7 protein-coding genes are annotated in these 5,688 nt (G+C 66.9%); 2 read left to right on the top strand and 5 right to left on the bottom strand.

Annotated elements, in window-relative coordinates; translation table 11 throughout:
• The first annotated feature begins 272 nt into the window (after positions 1-272).
• Together U1E69_RS04815 and U1E69_RS04810 are read left to right on the top strand one after the other, a co-directional pair.
• Positions 273-626: a zf-TFIIB domain-containing protein gene (locus tag U1E69_RS04815; protein WP_322243221.1), complete on the top strand. Its 354-nt coding sequence runs from the start codon at positions 273-275 to the stop codon at positions 624-626.
• A gap of 87 nt (positions 627-713) precedes the next feature.
• Positions 714-1,718, top strand: coding sequence for a P1 family peptidase (locus U1E69_RS04810; RefSeq protein WP_322243220.1), 1,005 nt, complete (start codon positions 714-716; stop codon positions 1,716-1,718).
• Positions 1,719-1,781: 63 nt separating this feature from the next.
• Here the strand turns inward: U1E69_RS04810 and U1E69_RS04805 are convergent, their stop codons facing one another.
• The 5 genes from U1E69_RS04805 to U1E69_RS04785 form a co-directional block, all read right to left on the bottom strand.
• The gene (locus U1E69_RS04805; RefSeq protein WP_322243222.1) at positions 1,782-2,222 is read right to left on the bottom strand and encodes a molybdenum cofactor biosynthesis protein MoaE; all 441 of its coding nucleotides are present in this window, start codon (positions 2,220-2,222) and stop codon (positions 1,782-1,784) included.
• 16 nt (positions 2,223-2,238) lie between these two features.
• Positions 2,239-2,487 carry a molybdopterin converting factor subunit 1 gene (gene moaD / locus U1E69_RS04800; protein WP_322243219.1) on the bottom strand — a complete coding sequence of 83 codons (249 nt, stop codon included), beginning with the start codon at positions 2,485-2,487 and terminating at the stop codon, positions 2,239-2,241.
• The gene (pgsA, locus tag U1E69_RS04795) at positions 2,484-3,149 is read right to left on the bottom strand and encodes a CDP-diacylglycerol--glycerol-3-phosphate 3-phosphatidyltransferase (RefSeq protein ID WP_322243218.1); all 666 of its coding nucleotides are present in this window, start codon (positions 3,147-3,149) and stop codon (positions 2,484-2,486) included. Before pgsA ends, moaD begins: the two co-directional genes overlap by 4 nt.
• Before the next feature lie 74 nt (positions 3,150-3,223).
• A complete protein-coding gene (locus tag U1E69_RS04790; protein ID WP_322243217.1) occupies positions 3,224-4,519 on the bottom strand; it encodes a pitrilysin family protein in 1,296 nt (431 codons plus the stop codon).
• Positions 4,516-5,688 (bottom strand): pitrilysin family protein (locus U1E69_RS04785; protein ID WP_322243216.1); only part of this gene is annotated, 1,173 nt, incomplete at its 5' end. The genes U1E69_RS04790 and U1E69_RS04785, both read right to left, overlap by 4 nt.

Here is a 5,688-nt window from a genome sequence, read left to right as displayed (position 1 = left end):
ACGGTTCAACGACATTTCCTAGACCTCATTTCCAGGGGTCAGGACATATGCCCAAGGGACCCCGAAAGGTCCCGGCGTACAGGACGGAAGCGGGGATGTCCCCACAAGCGTCGGGGCTCCGTTCTTTCGAAACCGGCCCCTGTGGCGACGCCATCGCCACGGCTCCCCCCATCCATGCGCCTTCGCGACAATTCGCGCAAGTCCGTTTTCGACCCTTGCTTGGCCGGTTTGCGACCCCATCTAAAGCCGGTGAACATGAATGGGAGTTGCAAATGCGCTGTCCGGTCGACAACGAAACCCTGGTGATGGCGGATCGTGGCGGGGTCGAGATCGACTATTGCCCGAAATGCCGTGGTGTCTGGCTGGACCGGGGCGAGCTTGACAAGATCATCGAGCGTTCGCTGGGCGGCCCCGCTGCCGCGCCTGCGCCGACCCCGCAGCAGGCGATCCAGCAGCATGTGGCGCCCCATCCGGCCCCCCATCCGGCCCCCGTCTACCAGCCCGAGCCGCGCGCCCCGCAAGGCTACCGCGAGGATGACCGTCGCCGGTACAAGGATGACGACGACGACTATCGCTACAAGAAGAAGCGCAAGGACAGTTTCCTGAGCGACATCTTCGACTTCTGATCAGCCAAACCGCGCGCGCCCCGGGCCCTGCCCGGGTCGGGCTTCCCTCGGTTGCCGATGGCGGCTTGAGCGCCTAGTCTCGCCGCCATGCACCCTGGCCCTCTGAACCTTGTCACTGACGTCCCCGGCCTTCGCGTCGGTCATGCCGATGATGCGGCGTTGCGCTCGGGCGTCACCGTGCTGACTTCCGACCGGCCTTTCGTGGCGGCGGTCCACGTGATGGGCGGCTCTCCCGGCACGCGGGAGACCGATCTTCTTGCCCCCGACCGCATGGTGCAGGAGGTCGACGCGATCTTCCTTGCCGGGGGGTCGGCCTTCGGTCTGGATGCCGGGCAAGGCGTGATGGAGGGTCTGCGCGCGGCTGGGCGGGGCTTTGCCGTCGGTCCGGTCCGTGTCCCCATCGTGCCGGGGGCGATCATTTTCGATCTGCTGAACGGGGGCGACAAGGACTGGGGCGACAGCCCTTACCCTGCCCTGGGGCGCAAGGCCTATGACGCCGCCGCGCAGGACTTTGCGCTTGGCACCGCAGGCGCGGGGTTCGGGGCGATGACCGGCAGCCTCAAGGGCGGCCTTGGCTCGGCCTCCTGTGTCCTGCCGTCCGGACTGACGGTGGGGGCGCTGGTCGTCGTCAACGCCCTTGGCCAGGCGACTGTCGGGGAAACGCCGCATTTCTGGGCTGCCCCGTGGGAGGTGGGCCGCGAGTTCGGCGGCCTTGGCCCCGCGCCCATGATCGCCCAGGACGCACCCTTGCCGCGCAAGCGGCTGGGCGAGGCGACAACCATCGCCATCGTCGCCACAAACGCCACCCTGACCAAGCCTCAGGTGCACCGCATGGCTGTGGCCGCCCATGACGGCATGGCCCGCGCGCTGGTGCCGTCGCATACGCCGCTGGACGGCGACCTGGTGTTCAGCGTCGCCACCGGAGGCAAACCGCTGCAAGATCCCGTGACTGACCCCTTCCAGCTTGGCCACGCCGCCGCCACCTGCCTGGCCCGCGCCATCGCCCGTGCGGTCTACCTTGCGCAGGCACAGCCGCTGGATCTGCAGCCGACCTGGCAATCCCGCTTTGGATTTGTGGGCTCTGGCGGCTGACCCAGGCGTCCCCTCTCCCCCCGGGGGAGAGGGTCAGGGTGAGGGGGGTGCTGTGCGTGGCCACTACCACCGCTTCAGGGCGTCCTCGTCGGCATCCTTGGCGGCCACCCAGGCCTCACCCCCGACCCCCAGTTCTTTCTTCCAGAACGGCGCCCGGCTTTTCAGGTAGTCCATCAGGAACTCTGCCGCCGCAAAGGCATCCGCCCGATGCGGCGCGGCGGTGGCGACCATCATGATCGCCTCGCCCGGCCGCAGCTTGCCATGCCGGTGGATCACCAGAACGTCGGCCAGCGACCAGCGGGACACGGCTTCTTCGGCGATTCCCCGGATCGCTTTTTCGGTCATGCCGGGGTAATGCTCGATCTCCATCCCGGACAGCGTCCCGCCCTCGTCCCGCACAAGGCCGGTGAAGCTGACCACCGCGCCCGCCCCTTGCACCGCGGCAGTGAAGGCTGACACCTCGGCCCCCACATCGAACGGCTGAGACTGGACCGCGACCCGCATGTCAGCCCCCCGCATGTCAGCCTCCGGTCATCGGCGGGAAGAAGGCGACCTCGCGGACCCCGGCCAGCGGCGCATCGAACGAGGACAGTTCCTGATCCAGCGCGACCCGCAGCGATGACAGGTCGGCGAAGGCCGCGTCATAGCGTGCCTCCCGGCTGCGCAACTCGGCGACGAGTTCGGCGACCGTCGTCGCCGACGTTTCCAGCCGCTCACGCGGGAGGCCGATCCGTTCCCGGACCCAGGCAAAGTAAAGCACGTCGATCACTTGTCTTCCCGCAAGAACGGCAGCGATTTTGAGAAATACTCCCACCCAGTCAGCACCGTCAGCAGCGCTGCAAGCCACAACAGCCAGATGCCCACAAGGTTCGCATAGGACGCGCAGTCGCGGTTGCCGCAGGTGCGGATCGCCTCGGCCTGACCGGCGGCGACGGCGGCCATGTGCTGTTCCGCGGTCATGCCTTCCAGCGCCAGGGCGTTCTGGTAGTCGAGCCCCGTCCCCAGAAACAGCACGGCAATCGCGATCATCTGCGCGGTGGTCTTCCACTTGGCCAGCCTGGTGACCTTCAAAAGCCCGCTCTTGTCGCCCAGATATTCCCGCAACCCGCCGACGAAGACCTCGCGGAACAGGATCAGGGTCGCGGGCAGGATCAGCCAGGGGTTCATCCCGTTGTAGCCGGTCAGGATCATGATCGCGATCACCACCATCGCCTTGTCGGCGATGGGGTCCATCATCGCGCCGAACTTGGATTCCTGCTTCCACAGCCGGGCGAGGTAGCCGTCGAACCAGTCGGTCAGCGCCGCGCTGACGAACAGAGCCAGGGCGAACCAGTCAGCCCAAGGCCGGTGGAAATACAGGAACATCAAGGCGACGCCAGGGGCGGCCAGCAAGCGAAGCACGGTCAGCGTGTTGGGAATGTTCCACGTCATGCAGAATTGGTAGACCAAGGGTCTGGCAGGGGGAAGGGGATAGTTTCCCGGTCAATCTGCCGAACCGAAGCCACCTAAAGGCCGCTCGGCTGGCCCACCACGACGAAGTGCAGCGCGTCCGGATCGAAAAGTTCCGCTGCGACGCGCTTTATGTCCTCCATCGTCACGGCCTCGACCTTCGAGTTGCGGGTGGTGACGTAGTCGATGGGCATCCCGTCCATCTGCATGCCCACAAGGATGCTTGCAATCGGCCCGTTGCCATCAAAACGCAGGGGGTAGGACCCGGTGAGATAGGTCTTGGTCGCCTCAAGCTCCTCCGGCGTCACACCTTCGCGTCCGATGCGGCCCCATTCGGATTTCACCACCTCGATGGCCTCGGCGACCTTGTCGTTCGAGGCGGAGAATTGCCCCAGAAGCATGTCGGCGTGGTCCATGTTCACGATGTAGGTGCCGATCCCGTAGGTCAGGCCGCGCTTTTCGCGGACTTCGGTCATCAGCCGCGCGGTGAAGCGACCGCCGCCCAGCATCTCGTTCAGGACGAAGGCCGGGAAGAAATCGGGGTCGTCACGGGGAATGCCGCGCTGGCCGAAAAAGACGGTGGACTGCGGTGAGGGAAAGTCCTGCACGGTGATGCCGGCGGGCAGCAACCAGGGTGCCTCGGTCAGTTGCGGCGCGCCGGTGGCGGGCAGGTCGCCCAGCAGCCGGTCCAGAAGGAGGCCCAGCTCTTCGGCGGTGATGTCGCCTGCCGCCGCGACGAAGACCCGGTCACGCGCCAGCGCCGCCTTGTGTGCGGCCACCACGTCGTCGCGGGTCAGTGCGGTGACCGTCTCAACGGTCCCGTCCCCCGACGAGCCGTAGGGATGGTCGCCGAAGGCCAGAAGGTCGAACCGTTCGGACGCGATGGTCCCGGGGTCCTTTTCGTTCGAGCGCAGGTTCGACAGCACCTGTTCCCGCACCCGGTCAACCGCATCCTGGTCAAAGCGCGGAGAGACCAGCGCCGCACGCAGAAGGTCGATGGCCTGGTCACGGTTTTCGGTCAGGAACTGCGCCGACACGCCGACCGAATCGGTCCCGGCGTCAAAGCTGAAGCTGGCCGCAAGCGCATCGCGCGCCTCGGCAAAGCCACGGCTGTCCATATCGGCCGCACCTTCCTCCAAAGTGGCGGTCATCAGGTTGACCACGCCGCGCTTGTCGGGGGCCTCAAGCGAGGTGCCGCCGCGGAACTGGATTTCCAGCGCGGTGAAGGGGATGTTGTGATCCTCGACCAGCCAGGCGGTGATGCCACCGGGCGAGGTGACTTCCTTGATCGGGATCTCGGCCTGGGCAGGAAGGGCAAGCGCCAGAACGGCGGCGAAGACGGCGCGGATCATTCCTGGACCTCCGGTGCGGCGACGGGGGCGGCGGCGGCGGGGGTAACCTCGGCCGGGGCGGCTTCGGCCTGGGTCAGCCAGCCGGTGACGGCTTTGCGGCGGTCCAGCACCTTGCGGGCTGCGGCCAGGATATCGGCCTCGGTCACCGCGGACAGCGCCTCGTCCCAGCCTTCGATGTCGGCCAGTGTCAGCCCGACGCTGAAGCCTTCGCCATAGCGCCGCGCAAGCGCTTCGACATCGTCGCGGGCGTAGATCTCGCCGGCGCGGACCTGAGTGCGGATACGCTCCAGCGCGGCCGGGTCGGGGCCGTTCTCCAGAAACTCGGCCAGCACACGGTCAAGCTCGGCCTCGGCTGCCTCGAGGGTGACTCCGGGGGCGGGGATCACGGCCACGCCGAAGGTCGCGTCGTCGATCGAGGTGCCGCTGTAGAAGGCGCTGGTAAAGACCGCCACCTGAGCGTCGAACTGCAGCGCCCGCGCCAGGACCGAGGTCTGGCCATTGCCGCCCAGAAGCTCGGCCAGGACGGTCAGGGCCGCAGCCTCGGTCTGGTTGCCGGGGTCACGCTCGGGGGCGACGTAGGTGCGGAAGACGTAAGGGTCAGAGACGCGCTCGTCTGCCAAGACCAGCCGACGCTCGGCCAGTTGTGGCGGTTCCTGCGCGCGGTCGCGCGGCACGATCGCGTCCGAAGGCTGAAGCGGACCGTAATGCTGTTCGGCAAGCGCCCGGACCGCCTCGGGTTCCACATCCCCGGCGATGACCAGGGTGGCGTTGTTCGGGGCGTAGAAGCGTTCGTAGTAGTCGAGGGCATCCTGGCGGCTGAGCTGCTCCATTTCGTGGCGCCAGCCGATGATCGGAATGCCGTAGGGGTGGTTCAGGAACTGGGCCGCCCGCATCTGTTCCATCAGAAGGGCGCCCGGATCGCTGTCGGTGCGCTGGGCGCGTTCTTCCAGGATGACCTGGCGTTCGGTCGTCACATCCTCTTCCGTCAGGCGCAGGTTGCGCATCCGGTCGGCTTCCATCTCCATCACCAGGTCCAGCCGGTCGGCGGCGATGCGCTGGAAATAGGCGGTGTAGTCCCAGGAGGTGAAGGCGTTGTCATCACCGCCCTGCGCCTCGACGATGCCGGAAAAGGCGTTGGGGGCAACCTTTTCGGTGCCCTTGAACATCAG

The organism is Tabrizicola sp. (assembly GCF_034366665.1).
In the GTDB taxonomy this organism is placed as follows: Bacteria; Pseudomonadota; Alphaproteobacteria; order Rhodobacterales; family Rhodobacteraceae; genus Tabrizicola.
The sequence above is the reverse complement of the archived record's forward strand: the minus strand, read 5'-3'. Positions and strand labels throughout refer to the sequence as shown.